This is a genomic window from Serratia sp. SA088, from assembly GCF_049065515.1.
In the GTDB taxonomy this organism is placed as follows: Bacteria; Pseudomonadota; Gammaproteobacteria; order Enterobacterales; family Enterobacteriaceae; genus Serratia; species Serratia nematodiphila.
In genome coordinates this window covers 37271-54437 of record NZ_JBAKGW010000009.1, presented here as the reverse complement: position 1 = coordinate 54437, position 17167 = coordinate 37271, and the positions used below count along the sequence as shown (strand labels likewise).

At 60.6% G+C, this 17167-nt stretch carries 20 protein-coding genes and 1 pseudogene; 5 read left to right on the top strand and 16 right to left on the bottom strand.

Annotation, left to right across the window (positions count from 1 at the left end):
* The first annotated feature begins 61 nt into the window (after positions 1 to 61).
* The gene (gene fldB / locus ACOWVD_RS20640) at positions 62 to 580 is read left to right on the top strand and encodes a flavodoxin FldB (protein ID WP_004931683.1); all 519 of its coding nucleotides are present in this window, start codon (positions 62 to 64) and stop codon (positions 578 to 580) included.
* 63 nt (positions 581 to 643) lie between these two features.
* Here fldB and ACOWVD_RS20635 read toward each other — a convergent pair whose 3' ends face one another.
* Both ACOWVD_RS20635 and sdhE read right to left on the bottom strand, forming a co-directional pair.
* Positions 644 to 1066, bottom strand: a complete 423-nt coding sequence (locus tag ACOWVD_RS20635; protein WP_049240083.1) for a protein YgfX — start codon at positions 1064 to 1066, stop codon at positions 644 to 646.
* Positions 1047 to 1313, bottom strand: coding sequence for an FAD assembly factor SdhE (gene sdhE, locus ACOWVD_RS20630; RefSeq protein WP_004931679.1), 267 nt, complete (start codon positions 1311 to 1313; stop codon positions 1047 to 1049). The genes ACOWVD_RS20635 and sdhE overlap by 20 nt, the downstream gene beginning before the upstream one ends.
* A gap of 320 nt (positions 1314 to 1633) precedes the next feature.
* Between sdhE and ygfZ the strand changes: the two genes are divergently transcribed.
* Positions 1634 to 2626, top strand: coding sequence for a tRNA-modifying protein YgfZ (gene ygfZ / locus ACOWVD_RS20625; protein ID WP_197799254.1), 993 nt, complete (start codon positions 1634 to 1636; stop codon positions 2624 to 2626).
* 38 nt (positions 2627 to 2664) lie between these two features.
* On the opposite strand, the gene ACOWVD_RS20620 is transcribed toward ygfZ, so the two are convergent.
* Entirely contained in the window at positions 2665 to 3162 is a 498-nt protein-coding gene (locus ACOWVD_RS20620) for a DUF2165 family protein (RefSeq protein ID WP_421105761.1), read from the bottom strand.
* Positions 3163 to 3312: 150 nt separating this feature from the next.
* Positions 3313 to 3987, bottom strand: coding sequence for a PAQR family membrane homeostasis protein TrhA (gene trhA, locus ACOWVD_RS20615; RefSeq protein WP_021505704.1), 675 nt, complete (start codon positions 3985 to 3987; stop codon positions 3313 to 3315).
* A gap of 183 nt (positions 3988 to 4170) precedes the next feature.
* Between trhA and ACOWVD_RS20610 the strand changes: the two genes are divergently transcribed.
* A complete protein-coding gene (locus ACOWVD_RS20610; protein WP_033632167.1) occupies positions 4171 to 4779 on the top strand; it encodes an HD domain-containing protein in 609 nt (202 codons plus the stop codon).
* Positions 4780 to 4819: 40 nt separating this feature from the next.
* Here the strand turns inward: ACOWVD_RS20610 and rbsK are convergent, their stop codons facing one another.
* The 12 genes and pseudogenes from rbsK to ACOWVD_RS20550 all read right to left on the bottom strand — a co-directional run bounded on the left by rbsK (position 4820) and on the right by ACOWVD_RS20550 (position 14897).
* The gene (rbsK, locus tag ACOWVD_RS20605) at positions 4820 to 5746 is read right to left on the bottom strand and encodes a ribokinase (RefSeq protein ID WP_021505706.1); all 927 of its coding nucleotides are present in this window, start codon (positions 5744 to 5746) and stop codon (positions 4820 to 4822) included.
* Positions 5743 to 6651 (bottom strand): allose kinase, encoded by a 909-nt coding sequence (gene alsK / locus ACOWVD_RS20600; protein ID WP_421105760.1) that lies wholly within the window; start codon positions 6649 to 6651, stop codon positions 5743 to 5745. Before alsK ends, rbsK begins: the two co-directional genes overlap by 4 nt.
* Positions 6652 to 6661: 10 nt before the next feature.
* The gene (gene alsE / locus ACOWVD_RS20595) at positions 6662 to 7333 is read right to left on the bottom strand and encodes a D-allulose 6-phosphate 3-epimerase (protein ID WP_049240085.1); all 672 of its coding nucleotides are present in this window, start codon (positions 7331 to 7333) and stop codon (positions 6662 to 6664) included.
* Positions 7334 to 7364: 31 nt separating this feature from the next.
* A complete protein-coding gene (locus ACOWVD_RS20590; RefSeq protein ID WP_049240086.1) occupies positions 7365 to 8399 on the bottom strand; it encodes an ABC transporter permease in 1035 nt (344 codons plus the stop codon).
* Positions 8400 to 8409: 10 nt separating this feature from the next.
* A complete protein-coding gene (locus tag ACOWVD_RS20585) occupies positions 8410 to 9396 on the bottom strand; it encodes an ABC transporter permease (protein WP_021505710.1) in 987 nt (328 codons plus the stop codon).
* On the bottom strand, positions 9389 to 10906 hold the full coding sequence (locus ACOWVD_RS20580; protein WP_049240087.1) for a sugar ABC transporter ATP-binding protein: 1518 nt from the start codon (positions 10904 to 10906) through the stop codon (positions 9389 to 9391). The genes ACOWVD_RS20585 and ACOWVD_RS20580 overlap by 8 nt, the downstream gene beginning before the upstream one ends.
* Positions 10907 to 10908: 2 nt before the next feature.
* Entirely contained in the window at positions 10909 to 11892 is a 984-nt protein-coding gene (locus tag ACOWVD_RS20575; protein ID WP_025304134.1) for a substrate-binding domain-containing protein, read from the bottom strand.
* Positions 11893 to 11939: 47 nt separating this feature from the next.
* The gene (locus ACOWVD_RS20570; RefSeq protein ID WP_004931653.1) at positions 11940 to 12758 is read right to left on the bottom strand and encodes a DeoR/GlpR family DNA-binding transcription regulator; all 819 of its coding nucleotides are present in this window, start codon (positions 12756 to 12758) and stop codon (positions 11940 to 11942) included.
* Positions 12759 to 13140: 382 nt separating this feature from the next.
* Complete coding sequence (locus ACOWVD_RS20565; RefSeq protein ID WP_004931651.1) at positions 13141 to 13458, bottom strand: BrnA antitoxin family protein; 318 nt, start codon at positions 13456 to 13458, stop codon at positions 13141 to 13143.
* A pseudogene (locus ACOWVD_RS20560) lies at positions 13421 to 13743 on the bottom strand (BrnT family toxin). The gene ACOWVD_RS20565 and the pseudogene ACOWVD_RS20560 overlap by 38 nt, the downstream one beginning before the upstream one ends.
* Before the next feature lie 77 nt (positions 13744 to 13820).
* Positions 13821 to 14567: an SDR family oxidoreductase gene (locus ACOWVD_RS20555; RefSeq protein WP_421105759.1), complete on the bottom strand. Its 747-nt coding sequence runs from the start codon at positions 14565 to 14567 to the stop codon at positions 13821 to 13823.
* 96 nt (positions 14568 to 14663) lie between these two features.
* The gene (locus ACOWVD_RS20550; RefSeq protein WP_004931645.1) at positions 14664 to 14897 is read right to left on the bottom strand and encodes a hypothetical protein; all 234 of its coding nucleotides are present in this window, start codon (positions 14895 to 14897) and stop codon (positions 14664 to 14666) included.
* Between the two features lie 189 nt (positions 14898 to 15086).
* Here ACOWVD_RS20550 and ACOWVD_RS20545 point away from each other — a divergent pair, with 189 nt between their 5' ends.
* Positions 15087 to 15746 carry a response regulator gene (locus ACOWVD_RS20545; RefSeq protein ID WP_004931642.1) on the top strand — a complete coding sequence of 220 codons (660 nt, stop codon included), beginning with the start codon at positions 15087 to 15089 and terminating at the stop codon, positions 15744 to 15746.
* Between the two features lie 4 nt (positions 15747 to 15750).
* A complete protein-coding gene (locus tag ACOWVD_RS20540; RefSeq protein WP_021505718.1) occupies positions 15751 to 17157 on the top strand; it encodes an ATP-binding protein in 1407 nt (468 codons plus the stop codon).
* Positions 17158 to 17167: the final 10 nt, after the last annotated feature.

The following is a 17167-nucleotide window of genomic DNA, read 5'->3' as shown; positions in this document are numbered from 1 at the left end:
AGCCGGCGCAAATCAGGTATACTCGCTGCAATTCTCTAAACAGCAACGTAACGGTTTACACATGAAGATTGGTCTGTTTTACGGCTCCAGCACCTGCTACACCGAAATGGCGGCAGAAAAAATCCGTGAGATTCTGGGTGAAGACCTGGTCGACCTGCACAACCTGAAAGACGTCTCGCCCAAGCTGATGGAGGACTATTCCATTCTGATCCTCGGCATCCCGACCTGGGATTTCGGCGAACTGCAGGAAGATTGGGAAGCGATCTGGCCGCAGCTGGCGGCGCTGGATCTGAAAGGCAAAATCGTCGCCATGTACGGCATGGGCGATCAGCTCGGTTACGGTGAGTGGTTCCTCGACGCGCTGGGCATGCTGCACGATCACATCGCGCCGCTGGGCGTACAGTTCATCGGCTTCTGGCCCACTGAGGGTTTCGAGTTCACCAGCCCCAAACCGCTGAGCGCCGACGGCAAACACTTCGTCGGCCTGGCGCTCGATGAGGTCAACCAATACGATCTGAGCGAAGAGCGCCTGCAGCAATGGTGCGAACAGATCCTGTTGGAAATGGAGCCGCTGCTGTAGCCGCTATCGGGCGTTCCCCCCAACGCCGAGCGCCGGCGGCATGATTCGCGCCGGCGCCCCCTATCAATCTTGTTCACCGTCACCCGCCGGCGGATACAGCAACAGCTGCCGCAGGTGGCGCCATTCCTCTTTGCTCATGCAGTCGGAAGCCAGCCACAGCCGGCGGCGCTTTTTGCCCCCCATAGGCTGTAGCGTCAGCAGCATGCCGTAACCCGGCATCCACGGTTTTTTCGCCAGCCGCCACTCGCGGCCGTGCCAGCTGAAACGCCGATCCGCCAGCAGCCGCAGCTCGCCCTGCACCGCGGCGATGCGCTTCTGGCTGCGAATGCACTGAAACACCACCAGCGTCAGCAGCACCAGCCAGAGCGGGCCAAAGCCTTCCGGCCAGGGCGAAATCAGGATCAGCAGGATCAAAACGCCGTGGGTCAACAGTGAAAACAGCTGGGTGCGCCAGGAAATGCGGATATCACATCGCCACTGGGCCACGGTCTTTATTTCGCGTTTGGATCAGGGTCACCATTCTCTGCAGCTCGCCGTCCTGCGGCGCGCCATGATTCATCAGCCAGTTGAACAAGTCGGGATCGTCGCACTCCAGCAGGCGGATGAACAGCGCCTTGTCCGCGTCATTCAGGCTGTCGTATTCGTATTCGAAGAACGGCATGATGGAGATGTCCAGCTCGCGCATGCCACGGCGGCAAGCCCAGTGAATACGTGCTTTGTTGTTAATATCCATGTTGTTATGACTCACCTCTTTTCAGCACGGCAGCGCCAGCGCAGGGTTCAAATGACACACTGTATGGCAACGCCGTCGCAATATAATTCCATCAGCCGGGGGTCTGTGTGCAAGGGTGCCCTGGCCGCAAGTCTATAGAGTAACAATTTGACATACACGCCGGGAAGGCGCTTTGTGGCGGAAAACGCAATAAAGCGCAAAATGCCAAAAAAAGCGCCCCCCGGCGCCGCGGCGCGAATAACAGTTTGCAAAGCCCGCCGCCTCTTTTACCATGGGTCCAATACCCTTCAGGTAAGCTAAACGTTGAGCAGGAACTTACTATGGCGCATAACATTTCATTCCCACCCCGTCAGCCCTCCGCTTCCACCCATCTGCCCCTGACGCTGATCTCGCTGGAAGATTGGGCGCTGGTGACGCTGAACGGGCCGGACACGGTGAAATATCTCCAGGGCCAGGTGACGGCGGACATCGACGCGCTGGCGGCCGATCAACACGTGCTGTGCGCCCACTGCGACGCCAAGGGCAAAATGTGGAGCAACCTGCGTCTGTTCCACCGTGGCGAAGGCTTCGCCTATCTGGAGCGCCGCAGCGTGCTGGACAGCCAACTGGCGGAAATCAAAAAATACGCGGTGTTCTCCAAAGTCACCATCGCCGCCGATAATGACGCGGTATTGCTGGGTGTCGCCGGTTTCCAGGCGCGCGCCGCGCTGGCGGGCCTGTTCGCCACGCTGCCAAGCGCTGAGCACCCGGTGGTGCAGGACGGCGAGACCACGATTCTGCACTTCAATGCGCCGGCGGAGCGTTTTCTGCTGGTGACCCGCCCCGCCGTGGCCGAACAGCTGATCGGCAAACTGCATGACCAGGCGGAACGGAATGACAGCAACCAGTGGCTGGCGCTGGAGATCGAAGCCGGTTATCCGGTTATCGACGCCGCCAACAGCGCGCAGCTGATCCCGCAGGCCACCAACCTCCAGGCGCTGGAAGGCATCAGTTTCAGCAAGGGCTGCTATACCGGTCAGGAGATGGTGGCGCGCGCCAAGTTCCGCGGCGCCAACAAACGTGCGCTCTACTGGCTGGAAGGTAAAGCGGCTCGCGCCCCGCAGGCGGCGGAAGATCTGGAGCTGCAGCTGGGGGAAAACTGGCGTCGCACCGGCACCGTACTGGCGTCGAGCCAGTTAGCCGACGGTACGCTGTGGGTGCAGGTGGTGATGAACAACGATCTGGATGCCGACAGCAAGCTGCGGGTGCGCGACGATGCCGCCAGCCAGCTGGCGATCAAACCGTTGCCCTACTCGCTGGCCGAAGAGAAATAATCCGTCGGCCGCAGGCCCCCTGCCTGCGGCCATCTTCGTTACTCGTCCAACTCCCCGTCGCGCTGCACCAGATAGATCAGCACCAAGATGATGGTGACGAAGAAGCGAAACGCGCTCGGCACGCCGTTCCATTGCTGCGACATCCACATGCCGAACCACTCCCCCCCAATCGACATAAAACCGACCTGCCAGGTAAGGAAGCCCAGCGTCAGCCCCGCTACCGCCCATTTTTTGCGGCCGTTGAAAGCGTTGGCGGGCAGTTTCAGGCCGCACAGCAGGCGCAGGCCACCAATCCAGCACAGCAGCGCGGTCAGACTCTCCAACACAATGATGAAAATATAACCGGCGTGATGCAGCCATGGCGTCTGTATCGAGCGGTAGCCAATGGTGGCGTCGGGGAAAAGGGTATCCATCATAAAGACGTGGCGCACGAAGGCGAAATTGGAGCCATAGTCGGTGAGGTTACCGAAGGCCACCAGCGAAGCGAACAAGGCGATAGCGCAGACCAGCAGCGCTTTGGATAAGCGAACGATCATCTTGATGAGTCCTGAACAGAGGTTAGAGAAACGGTATGCGGGCTCAGAAATGAAAGACAGGGCTTGCTGGATACCCGAAAGAAGCAAGCGCCTCTTTTTTAAAACAAAAGAGGCGCCTGTTCAATACGCATTCAGATGTAGCGGCAACGCTTAGACGTACAGGTAGATCGCCATGAAGTGGCAGGCGCTGCCGCCGAGCACGAAGCCGTGCCAGATGGCGTGGCCAAAGCGAATGCGCTTGGAGGCATAGAAAATCACGCCCAGGGTGTAGACCACCCCGCCGATCGCCAGCAGCGTGACGCCGCCGGCCTCCAGCCGCGTAACCAGCTGATAAATCACGATCAGCGACAGCCAGCCCATCGTCAGGTAGGTCACCAGCGACAGGGCTTCAAAACGGTGGGCGAAGGCCAGCTTGAACAGTACGCCAAGCAGCGCCAACCCCCAGATTACCGCCATCAAGCCCTTCGCCAGCGGCGAATCCAGCCCTACCAGCAAGAACGGCGTGTAAGTGCCGGCAATCAGGAGATAAATGGCACAGTGGTCAAATTTTTTCAGCCAATGCTTGGCCTTTTGATGCGGGATCGCATGGTACAGCGTAGAAGCGAGAAACAGCAGGATCATGCTGCCGCCGTACAGGCTGTAACTGGTGATGGCCGTCGCATCGGCGCCGGTATTCACCGCCTGCACCAGCAGCAACACCAGGCCGACAATACCGAACACCAGCCCGATGCCGTGGCTGATGCTGTTGGCGATCTCTTCCGCCCACGGATAAGCCGCGGTGACAATCTTATTGTTCCCGGCTTTCACTACGTCCGTTTTCCCCATAACGCGCAACCCCTCAAAATGCCCTGCTTTGTGCGAAATTAACGCAAAGCAGCTTAACTGAGAATAATTCCAGTGTACACGTGTACGCTAAAATAAAAATGTGAACGCGTGTAACCATCGAAATCCCCCGCCCGCTGGTCTACAATCGTCAGGCTTCAACCCACCCACCTTGAGGTTTACACCATGTCATCCGCTGTACCCGCGTTAGATTTCGGTTCAATGACCCAGGCCATCCAGTTCCTGATGGAAATCGATAAGTTGAAAGGCGTGCAACGCCGCACCAAGGTACTGGGCACCCAGCGCCAGGAAAACTCCGCCGAACACAGCTGGCATTTCGCCATCGCCGCCATGAGCCTGGCGCCCTACGCCGGTGATGACGTAGACATTCAGCGCGTGATCCAGATGGCGCTGCTGCATGACATCGTGGAAATCGACGCCGGCGACGTGCTGGTCTACGATCTGGCGGCCCGCGCGGCGATCCACGATCAGGAAGTGGCGGCGGCGCGCCGTCTGTTCGGCATGTTGCCGGAGGCTCAGCGCGAGTATTTCACCGCTTTATGGCAGGAATATGAAGACGGCGAAAGCGCCGATGCGCGCTTTGCCTTACTGCTGGATCGCACCATGCCGATGCTGATGAATCTGCACAATGAAGGCCAGAGCTGGGTAGAAAACGGCATCAGCCTGGAGCAGGTGCTGGCGCGCAATGCGTCGATCGCCGACGTACACCCCGAGCTGTGGCACCATATGGAGCAACATCTGCGGGACGCGCAGCGCAAAGGCTGGTTGAAGTAAGGGAGCCGGGCTGCCGCCTCTGCGCCGCAGCCCGTCAACGTCAAGCGAACGCCTGCTGGCGTTCCAACGCCTCCTCATAACTCGGCATCGATCCCGCCGCCCCGGCGCGTTCCACGCAGACCGCCGCGTAGGCGGCGGCGAAGCGCGCCGCATCGGCTAACGGCACCTGATTCGCCAGCTGCGCCGCCAGAGCGCCGTTAAACGCATCCCCCGCGCCGGTGGTGTCTTTCGGCTGCGCCGGAAACGCCGGGATCAGCTCACTGTGTTCCCCGTCCGAGAACAACGCCCCCTGCGTGCCCAAGGTCACGATCAGCAAACGAATGCCCTTGGCGTGCAGCACCTGCGCCGCCTGACGCGCCGAAGCCACATCCCGCACCGGCACGCCGGTCAGCAACGTGCATTCGGTGGCGTTGGGCGTCAGCAGATCGACCTGCGCCAGCAGGCTGTCCGGCACCGGCTGAAACGGCGCCGGGTTGAGAATGATGAACGTCCGCGCCTCGCGGGCGATGGCGATCACTTGTTCGATCGCTGGCAGGTTGTTCTCCAGCTGGGTCAACAGAATATCCGCCGCGGCGATCGCCGGGCGGCACTGGCGCACCTCGTCCTCGCTGACCGTCAGGTTGGCGCCGGGATCGACGGCGATCATGTTCTCCGCATCCTCGCCGGCAACGTAGATAAGCGCATTGCCGGTCGGGCAATCGCCGGTCGAGAACAGCGTCACCGCATCGAAACCGGCGGCAGCGAGATGACGCCGGGCGAAGGTGCCGAAGTCGTCGCGCCCCACCTTGCCGATATAATGCACCCGCGCCCCGGCGCGCAGCGCGGCGGTGGCCTGGTTGGCGCCCTTGCCGCCCGCCCCCATCATACTGTTACGGGCGATCAGCGATTCGCCGGGCTGCGGAAACCGCGCCATGCCGGCGACGATATCCAGGTTGAACGAACCGAACACGCAGACTTTGCCTTTCATTGCTGGTACTCCCTGCTCAATTGGAGGTGGCGCCGGGCTGCCAGACAGGCGCCTTTGCTGCCGGTTTCATCGGTCAGGCGGCTGATGGAGATCGCCAATCCCTGTGCCGGCTGCGGCCCGCGCAGATGACGGCGGATCTCTTGCTCCAGCCGCGCCAACGGAAAACCGCTCATGGCGATCACGCCGCCGCCCAGGATCAGCCGTTGGGGGTCGATCACGTTCATTTCGATGGCGATGGTCTGCGCCAATCGTTCAACGAAACGCTGCAAATCCGGATGATCGCCATGGCGTTCGAACAGCCGGTCGAACGGCGTTTGCGCCGCGTTGGCGCGCGCCCAGCCGGTCAGCCAATGGCCGGAGGTCAAACTCTCGACGCAGCCCCGTTTGCCGCACGGGCACTCGCCCAGATGGCCCGGCCAGGGAATGTGACCCAACTCGCCGGCGGCGCCATGCGCCCCGTGGTAAAAATCGCCGTTCAGCCACAGGCTGTTGCCCATGCCGGTGCCCAGATACAGCCCTACCGCCACCTGCGGCAGCGCCGGCAGCTGCTGCAAATCCCACCACAGCAGATGGTTGACGTCCTTGTCCATTCGCACCGGCAGCGCCAGCAAATCGGCCAACAGCGCCGCCACCGGCTGGGCATCCAGCGCCGGAATGAACGGCAGCGACAGCACCCGCGAGCGATCGCGGCTGAGGCTCCCCGGCAACCCGAGCATCACCTGCGCCACCTGACGATCCTCGCAATGCCGGGCGATAAGATCGCCCAGCGCCGCCAGCGGATCGGCCTGCCGTGCCCAATCGGCGGTCGCCATCTTGCGGTAACCGCTAAACTCGCCTTCATCATCCATCAACAGCAGGCGGGTATTGGTGCCGCCGACGTCAACGCCAAGAAAATGCCGCATCATGTCCCCCGCCTCAGGCCGCCTGCCGCATCTGATCCAGCATTTTTTCCCATGCCGCCTCCAGATCCGGATCGAGATTGAACAACCCGGAGCTGCCGACGATCAACACTTCCGCGCCGGCGCCCAGCAGATCGCGATAAGTACGCTGGTTGCAGGATCCGTCGATCTCGATCAGATAGCGCAGATTTTGTTGGTTTTTCAGATCGCGCAACTGGCGGATCTTGTCCAGCATTTCGGGAATGAACGGCTGCCCGGCATAGCCCGGATCGACGGTCATGACGGTGACCTTGTCCAGCAGGTGAAGGTAGTGGCGAATAAACTCCACCGGCGTGGCCGGGTTCAGCACCACCCCCACTTTTTTGCCCAGCGCGCGGATTTGATTGATCACACGGAACGCGTCGCGGTTGATGGTTTCGGCGTGCGGGCAGATAAAGTCCGCCCCGGCGCGGGCGATCGGCTCAATAAAATCGGTTGGGTTCTCCACCATCAAATGCACGTCCAGCAACAACGAGGTATGCGGGCGGATCTGTTCGATAAAGAACGGCGACAGCGTGATGTTTTTAACGTAGTGCCCGTCCATGATGTCGATATGCAGCATATCGGCGCGGCGATTCAGCACCGCCAATTGCTGCCGGATATCCATCAGGTTCATGCACATCAGTGAAGGTGAAATCTGGTATTTCATTAGCGTTATCCTGCGCAAAAGGGAAAAGGGATCAGTGGCCCGCCGCGATTCTGGCCTGGGCCGCGCTGCGGCGCATCGCCCGCCGCTGCTGATAGCGATGGCGGAAAAACTTCAGCGCCAGCACCGCGATCAGCACCGCGCCCCACATCGCCAGACTGAAATGCGGGCTGACGTTCATCAGGTTCAAACCGGTCGCGATCGCCTGCAGCACGATCAGCGCCAACACCACGCCGCTGACCCGGCCAAAACCGCCGAACGGATCGGTGCCGCCCAGAATGATCGCCAGCACCGTGAGCAGCAGGTAGGAGTCGCCGTAACCCATGCGCGCCGAGTTGAAGCGCGCCATCATCACCAGCCCGGCAATGACGCACAGCAGGCTGGAGAGGGTGTAAATGGCGATCAACACCCGATGGGTATTCACGCCGCTGAAGTGGGTGGCGTTGATGTTGCTGCCGCTCATGTAGATGCATTTGCCGAGCCGGGTTTTCTGCAAGAACAGCGCCAGCAAGGCGGCGACCACCAGGAAGATCCACAGCGGTACCGGCACGCCCAGCACGCGCTCGGCGCCGATAAACCGCACGATCTCCGGCATGCCGCTCAGGGCCGCGCCGCGCGTCAGGTAAATGCCGATGCCGTTGACCGTGGTCATGGTGGCCAGCGTCACCAGAATCGGATGCGCGCCGACGTAGGCCACCAGCGCGCCGGTCGCCGCGCCGATAAGCCCGGCCAACAGCATCGCCGCCGCCAGCGCCAATGCCAGCCACAGCGCCTGCAAACCCAGCCCGGCATCCGCCGGCAGGTAGCTGATGAACAGCCAGGCCATCAGCAGGCTGGTCAGGTTGGCGCTGGCGATAATGCACAGGTTCAGGCCACCGCTGAGGATCGGGATGAACATCGCCAGCGTCAGCAAGCCCAGCTCCGGCAGCTGGAAGGCCACACTGGTGAAGGTGGCGCCGCTGAAGAAGCGTCCCGGCATCAGCAGGCTAAAGGCCAGCACCACCGCCAGCAGCAATGCCAGCAGACCGACGGCGACCCCGTCCGGACGAAATTTCAGGTTGTTGCCCATCAGGCGCTCCTCAGGCGAAACCGACGTCGGTTTCTTTGCGTTTTTTGTAGTGGGTGACGGTGATCGCCGCGACGATCACCAGACCGATCACCACGTTCATGAAGTAGCTGGACACGCCGATCAGGTTGAGGCCGTTTTTCAGCACGCCGATCAGGAAGACGCCCATCAGCGTGCCGACCACGCTGCCCTTGCCGCCGTTCAGGCTGGCGCCGCCCAGCACCGCCGCCGCCAGCACGTCGAGCTCCCCGCCCACCAGCGCGTTGGGCACCACTTCCCCCATGCGATACACCTGCACCAGGCCGCCGATCGCCGCCATCGCGCCCAGATAGCCATAGGCGAACAAATGCAGCAGGCCAACGCGGATGCCGATGCGCCGCGCCGATTCCGCATCACCGCCCACGGCAAACAGCTGGCGCCCGAGGTGCGTTTTGTTCAGCAGCAGCCAGGTCAACAGCGCCACCGCCAGCATCACCAGCGTCGGCAAACCGAGCTGATAGCTCTGTTCACCCAGCTGGAACGGCAGCACGCTGCGCGGCAGCGTCCACCAGTCCGGCAATGCGTACAGGCTGCGGCCGTTGGTCAGCCACATCAGCATGCCGAACAACAACGCCTGCATGCTGATGGTGACGATGATCGAGACGATGCGCAGGCAGTAGATCAACAGCGCGTTGACCATGCCCAGCACGGCGCCGATCGCCAACGCCAGCAGAATGCTGCCCGCCGGGCTGGCCAGGCCGTAGTGGGTCGCCAGCGTGGCGATCAGGTACTGCACCACCGAGGCGACTGCGGCGAAGGAGATATCGATGCCGCCGGTCACCAGCACTACAAACAGGCCGAGGGCGAAAATACCGCTCACCGCATAGCTTTCGCTGAGATCGAGCAGGTTTTGCACCGTTAAAAACCGATCGCTGAGCAGTGAAAAGACCATGACCGTCAGCAGCAACACCCAGGCCAGATAGCCTTCGTTGCCGCGCGGTTTCAAACTGAATCTACGCATTGACCGCCTCCGCCAGCTGTTGCTGGCTCACCTGCCCCGGCAGGTATTCGCCGATCACGCTGCCGCCGCTGAAGTGCAGCACCCGATCGCAGTTGTAATACACCTCCGGCACCTCGTCGGAGATCAGCAAAATGGCGATCCCCTCCTGCGCCAGCAGATGGATCAGTTGGTAGATGCTGGCCTTGGCACCGACGTCGACACCGACGGTCGGCGAGTCGAGGATCAAGATCCGCGGCTGGGTCAGCACCCACTTGGCCAGCACGATCTTTTGCTGATTGCCGCCGGACAGCGTCGAAACCGCCTGATCCGGATCCGCCACCCGCACGCCGAGCTTGGCGATCCACTCCGCGACGATGCGATTCTTGCGGTAGTCGTCGATCAGGCGAAAACGCCCGCGCAGCTTATCGAGAATGGTCAGCACCGCGTTATCCGCCACCGACTGTTGCTGCACCAGACCCAGCGTCAGGCGATCCTCCGAGACGTAGCCGATGCCGGCCTTGATCGCGTCCTCATGGCCGCGAAAGCGCACCGGTTTGCTGTCGAGGTAGAGTTTGCCGCTGTCCGGCCGGGTCATGCCGAACAGGCTCAGCGCCAGCTCGGTACGCCCGGAGCCGAGCAGCCCGCACAGACCGAGCACCTCCCCCTGATGCAGACGGAAGCTCACATCCTGATACTGCCCTGCGCGGCTCAGGCGATCCGCCTCCAGCATCACCCGCTCCTTATTCAGGCTGGGCGCTTTCAGGTGATAGTCCAGCTTCAGACCGGTCATCAGCTCGGTCAGACGATCGCCGGTGATCTCCGCCGCCGGCCAGGTGCCGACTTTGTTGCCGTCGCGGATCACCGTGACGCGATCCGAGATCTCCAGCACCTCGTCCAGCCGGTGGCTGACGAACACCACGCAGATGCCCTGCGCTTTCAGATAGTCCACCGTGCGCAGCAGTTGGTTGACCTCGGTGCGGGTCAGCGAAGCGGTCGGTTCGTCCATGATCACCAGCCGCGCCTGCGCCACCAGCGCGCGGCAGATCGCCACCTGTTGGCGCTGCGCGATCGGCAGCTCCGCCACCCGTTTGTCGAGATCCAGATTGAAACTCAGCGATTGCAGCTGGCGTTCGGCGGCGCGCCGCAGCCGCGCCGGGCGGTGCCAACCCAGCAACCCGCGCAGGTTGTGTTCGAAGGCGATGTTTTCCGCCACCGTCAGGTTGGGAAACAGCGACAGATCCTGATAGATCACCTGAATGCCGAAGGCGCGCGCCTGATCCGGCGACAGCCGGCCGAAGGTTTGCCCATCGAGGGTAATGCGGCTGCCGTCGTCCGGTTGATAGACGCCGGCGATCGCCTTGATCAGCGTGCTCTTGCCGCAGCCGTTGGTGCCGGCCAGACAGTGCACCTCCCCCGGCATCAGCGCCAATGAAATATCGTTCAGCGCACGCTGCCCGCCAAAGGTCATCGACAGCTGTTGCAGTTCGATAAGCGGCGCGCCCTGCGTTGCCGTATTGCCGGAAATCGCCATGATTACAGCCCCATCTTCACCAGCTTCGGCAGGTTTTGCTTATCCAGGCTTTCGGTGGCGTTGCCGAGAATGGTGTGCTGCTGCGCATCCACCTGCACCTTGCCCATGCCTTCGATGGTCATGCCGTCGGTGATTTTCTCCCCCTTGTGCATCATGTCGGCGATGCGCACGAACACTTCGCCGGCCACCATCGGATTCCAGATATAACCGCCCTTGATGGCGCCGCGATTGACCAGCGAAGCGCCCTGGCCCGGGCTGAACGGCCCGATGACGCAGATATCGTTGCTTTTGCCGCGGTTGAGCACCGCGCGCCCGGCGCCGATCGGCCCCTGCGAGCCGAACGCCAGCACGCCTTTCAGATCGGGATACTTGGCCATCAGATCGTTGGTGGTGCGCACGCTGTCATCCAGCGATTCCCCCACGCCGAACTTGTCGCCCACCAGTTGCATGTTCGGGTAGTGCTGCTTCTGGTAGTTGATGGCCGAGTCCGACCAGGTGATGTGCAGCGGCACCGTCAGGCTGCCGACGTATACCGCGTACTTGCCCTGCTCTTTCATGCAGGCGGCCAGTGCTTTCATGTGGTTGACCCCGTGCTGCGAGGCGTCCACCAGCTCAAAATCCCAGTCGGCGTACTTCTGGCCGGGGGATTCGTGCACGATCACCTTGATGCCCGCCTCCTGCGCGCGCTTGAGCACCGGCTCCAGCACCCGGGCGTCGTTCGGCACCACGCCGATGATGTCCACCTTCTGCGCGATCAGATCCTCGATGGCGCGCACTTGCAGCGCCGGATCCGCCGCCGTCGGCCCAACCATCCAGGCGTCGATGCCGCGTTTGGCGCTCTCGCTTTTGATGCCGGCCTCCATGGCGTTGAACCAGGGAATGCCGCCGATCTTCACCACCACGCCCATTTTCAGCTTGTCCGCCGCCTGCGCGGAGACCGACAGCAGCAGCGAGGCAAACAGACCGACCAGTACGGATTTTTTCATTGTTCTCTCTCCACAAGTGTTGGCTGTAATAAGGGTTTTCATTGTTGTTATCGCGCCGCCCTTTTCGCGGCGGGTGAAACTTCAATCACGTCGACGTTGTTCCAGGCCAGTTCCTGACGAAATTCGTCGTCGCTGAGCCTGTCGGTGATCAGCGTGTCTATTTCCCGGTAATGGCAAATGCGGGCGAACGAGCGGCGGCCGAACTTGTTGCTGTCCACCAGCAGGAACTTGCGTTCCGACGCCAGCAGCATCTGCTGCTTCAGCCGCGCATGGTGCTCATTGCTTTCGCGGATGCCGCCGTCCTGGCAGATGCCGTGGCAGGAGAAAAACAGCTTGTTGATCACGAACTCCTTCAGCATCTGCTCCGCCAGCACGCCGATAAAATCCTCGTACTTGGCGGAATACTCGCCCCCCAGGCCGATGGTGCGCACGTTGGCCTTGCAGGCCAGCGTCTGGATGATGTGCAGCGAGTTGGTCAGCACCACCAGCGAGATATCCGGCAGTTGGCGCGCCAAAAACCAACTGGTGGAACTGCTGTCCAGCAGCAGGCAGTCCCCCGGCGCGATAAATTCCAGCGCGCGTTTGGCAATGCGCGTCTTCTGTTCCGGCGCCTCGTTGCTGCGCTGGCGGAAAGATTCCCCCTGGTCTATCTCGGCGGGCACATAGGTTTTCTCCACCGCCGGCGGCTCGACGAACACCGCGCCACCGTGGCTGCGCAGCAGCAGGCCGCGCCGTTCAAGCAAGGCCAGATCACGCCGCGCCGTCTCGATAGAGATGTGGCACAGCTGCGCCACCTCCTGCACCATCACGCGGCCGCGCTGGCTCAAGACTTCGGTGATAAAGCGATGACGTTCTACAGGCAGCATGTTTCTTTTCTCCTCCACAACGTTGATTACGATATCGATTTGCCGCGTCGCGTTTTGCGCGCGGACGCAAAGCGCATCGCCCTGCGATCGGTCAACGATCGCGATGTGATAGTTGTCAAAAAAATCGGGAAGGAAATGAAATGAATAATTACGAAAGTGTGGAGTAACAGGCAGTTATGATGCGCGTACGCCTGAGGTAAACAGGAGAGAAACGGTAAACGGTCACAATTCCACGCTCCGCAGCATGACCGTTAATGACCGTTTGTGTGGTTTTGACCGAGCGCCGCAATTAGACCGCCGGCGTTGATAACGCATTACCTGAAAAAACAGCAAAAAAAAATCCGGTGAGAACCTCACCGGATCGTTAGCCGCCTGGCACACATTATTCCCCGTGTTCATGCTCTTTCAACATCGCCTCACGCAACACGGCGTTCAGGCGTTTCTGATAGCCTTTGCCTGGCCGCTGAAGCCAGGCCAACACATCCGCATCGATGCGGATGGTTTTCGATACTTTCATCGGTTTATAAAAACGCCCCTGAACCGCAGCCTGCCACTTTTCCTCATCCAGTGCCGGCGCATCGGCATAATCGATGTCCTCGTCCGGCAACGCACTCAGTGAAGCAATTTGCGCTTTCTGCTCCTCCGTCAACGGCGGGAGTACGCTATGGGCCAGATTTTTGGCGGAATTTTTGCGCTTCATATCTTCCCCTCTCTTTGGCATCGGCCTTGCGTGCTGAAATGATACGCACGATCTCTACTGTATCGCCTTCGACATCCGTTTCGATCGTCGTATGTGCCACCAGCAACAGCAAGCAGGATCCGACCATGCCGATCGTTTGCCAACGTTCTTCTCCACCTCGATCCTTTCCAACACAGCCAAATGGTTGGGATCCAGAAAAACCCGTTGCGCAATCTCAAAACTGACACGGTGTTTGCGCTGGTTACTGTGATTTTTATCCTGATTCCATTCAAAATAAACATACATTTTTGTAACTACATTTTGATTGTTATTTAATCAAAATACCTCGCATCCGGAGGGATGTCAAAACCCTACGGATGCGTTCAACGCCCGCCTGCGGCCTCGATAAAGGTGCCGGTCACGTAAGATGCGGCGTCAGACAGCAACCAGGCGATCGCCTCCGCCACTTCCTGCGGCTGGCCGCCGCGCTGCATCGGCAAACTGTCCTTCACGCGATCCACCCGGCCAGGCTCGCCGCCGCTGGCGTGCATCTCGGTATAGATGAATCCGGGCCGCACGCCGTTGACGCGAATGCTCTGCGCCGCCACTTCCCGCGATAACCCGATGGTCAGCGTATCGACGGCGCCTTTCGAGGCGGCATAGTCGACGTACTCTCCCGCCGCCCCCAGTCGGGACGCCGCGGAGGAAACGTTGACGATGGCGCCGCCCCGCCCGCCATAGCGCAGCGCCATGCGCTTCACCGCCTCGCGGCAACACAGGAAGTAACCGGTAACGTTGGTGCCGAGCACCTGATTGATGCGCTCGGCGGTCAACTGTTCAATGTTCGCCTGCTGGAACAGAATGCCGGCGTTGTTGACCAGCGCACTGAGCGTGCCCAGCCCGGCATCCAGTGCGCCGAACATCGCCATCACCTGCGCTTCGTCGGCCACGTCAGCCTGCAATGCCAGCGCCTTACCGCCCTGCGTCTCAATCTCCGCCACCACCTGCCGCGCCGCACTTTCGTCACGCAGGTAATTCACGCCCACCGCATAGCCCTGCCGGGCCAGCAGCAAAGCGGTCGCGCGGCCAATTCCCCGGCTTGCGCCAGTCACCAATGCCACTTTCGTCATCGTATTTTTTCTCTGGTTGGCGATATAAAAATAACGGCCTGCGCACAGGCTCCCCGTTTGCCAGTCAGAGTATAGAGCGGCGCTCTAGAAAACGCTTCAGAGCTGAGCCAGGCGGCGCAGCAGCTTTTTAATCCGATATTTCGCGCAGCCGGAGGCGTCCGTTACCGCCACCTGATGGCCCCGCTGCAAACCGGAAGCATGCAGGCCTTTGTGAGCAGGGCTGTGCACATCGCCGCGAAACGACAGCATCAACAGCACGAGCAGCATCGCCACGCCTGAATACATCAGCCGCCGCGAGGCGCCCGCGAGCGGGGAACCGTCAGTCTGCATGTTTCGCTCCCTCAACCATGATTTCGAATGGCAGCAAAATAACTGAAATCCCCCCTCGTTCCCTTAACGCGAGATTAAAGCCAGATTAAGGTTTGCTTAAGAACGTGCAGGCAGCGCAGGTTTCCCCGTTGTCTTCCCGTCAGCGTTATAGTTAGATAAGCGCGACTCAAGGATCTCAGCGGAAATAACGTGAACATACTGTTGGTGGAAGACGACCTGCAATTAGGCAAGGCGCTGTGCCGAGCATTGGAGCTGGCCGGCTTTAATTTGTGCTGGGTGCGCCTGCTCGTCGACGCGGAAAATAAACTTTCATCCGGCGGGTTCGATTTGATGCTGCTGGATCTCACGCTGCCGGACGGTGACGGTTTGCAGAGGCTGATCGCCTGGCGCGCCGCCGGGCAAAATATCCCGATCATCATCCTGACCGCCCGCGACCGCATTGAAAGCCTGGTGAACAGCCTGGATTCCGGCGCGGACGACTTTCTGGCCAAACCCTTTGCGCTGCCCGAACTCATCTCGCGCGTCAAGGCGGTCAACCGGCGCATGGCGGGCTTCGCGTCACAAACCTGGAGCCTCGGCGCGCTGTATCTCGATCCGGTCAACCATCAGGTCATGCTGGATAACGAACTGCTGATGCTGTCGAAAAAAGAGTATCACCTGCTGCACGAACTGATGCGCTGCGCCGGCACCGTGGTGCGCAAAGCGGTGTTGGAACAGCGGCTGTTCGGCCACGGCGACAGCGTGGAAAGCAACTCGCTGGAAGTGCACATGCATAATTTACGGCGCAAGATCGGTAAAGAAAGAATTATTACCGTACGCGGCATTGGTTATTTGCTGAAGAAAGAGTAGCGAAATGATCGGTTTCAAATCCTTCTTTATGCGCACCATTATTTTCCAGGTGCTGGCCATTTTATTATTGTGGGGGATCCTCGTCGCCTGGGTGAAATATTGGTATTACCCCGACATGGAGAAATATTTCGATAACCAGCAACGCATCGTCGCTGCAGGCATCGCCAATATTCTCGACGAAACCGGCACTGACCATATCGATTACCGCGGCATCATCAAGACCATTGAAGGCATGTACATTGATTCCATCAATAACGGCATGCAGGATGAAATCGACTATCACCCGCTGTTTGTGGTTTACGATCGAGACAACCGGGTGCTTTACAGTTCGCAAACGCAGGGAGAGCCGCTGCGCCTGCCGCCTTCGGTGCTGTCCGGCTCGGTCAATTACGCCGGCGCCAACTGGCATCTCGCCGGCAGCTGGAGCGAGAATCGCCAGTACCGGGTGATCGTCGGCGAATCGTTCAACGATCGCACCACGCTGTTCGGCAACCCGGCGGAGAGCACCGCCGTACCGCTGCTGGGCATTCTGGCGGCCATCATCATCACTTTGCTGTTTACGGCCTATTTCAGCCTGCGGCCGCTGCGCCAGATCGCCCGAACCATTTCCGATCGTCAGCCCGGCAATCTGTCGCCGATCAACGTCAGCGAGCAGTATCAGGAAATCCGGCCGGTGGTGATGGAGGTTAACAAACTGATGGCGCGCATCGACGCCGCCAATCAGCGCGAGAAACGATTTATGGCCGACGCCGCGCATGAGCTGCGCACGCCGATCGCCGCCGTGCTGGCGCAGCTGCATTTGCTGACCCAGGTCAGCGAGCAGCAGGAGCGCCGGGAAATCATCGGCGACATGCAGCAAGGGCTGGATCGGGCGGCGTCGCTGTCGCGCCAGCTGATCAACCTGGCCAAGCTGGAGGCGGAAGATTTTCCGCTGAAGATTGAGGCGGTGGACATCTACGCCGAAATTGGAAAATGCATCGCGCAGCACGTCCCCTATGCGCTGGAAAAAGATGTCGAACTGTCGCTCGACGGCAGCGAGGAGGTGGTGGTGAGTACCGACCGCCATGCGCTGATCGCCATCTTCACCAATCTGCTGGACAATGCGCTCAAATACGCGCCGCCCGGCAGCCGCATCGAAGCCAATATCCGCTCGCTGGCGCCGCTCGGCTGCTATATTACGTTGCGCGACAACGGCCCCGGGGTGAGCGAAGAGCACCTTCCGCGCCTGTTTGAGCGCTTTTACCGCGTGCCCGGCACGCAGCAGACCGGCAGCGGGCTGGGATTGGCCATCGCCCGCAACCTGGCCGACAAAATCGGCGCGCAGCTGCGCGTCACCGAAGGCCTCGACGATCGCGGCATCGGCTTTATCATCGATTTGCCGGAAAGTTACCGGCCACAGATTGAGAGTTAACCACGAGCAT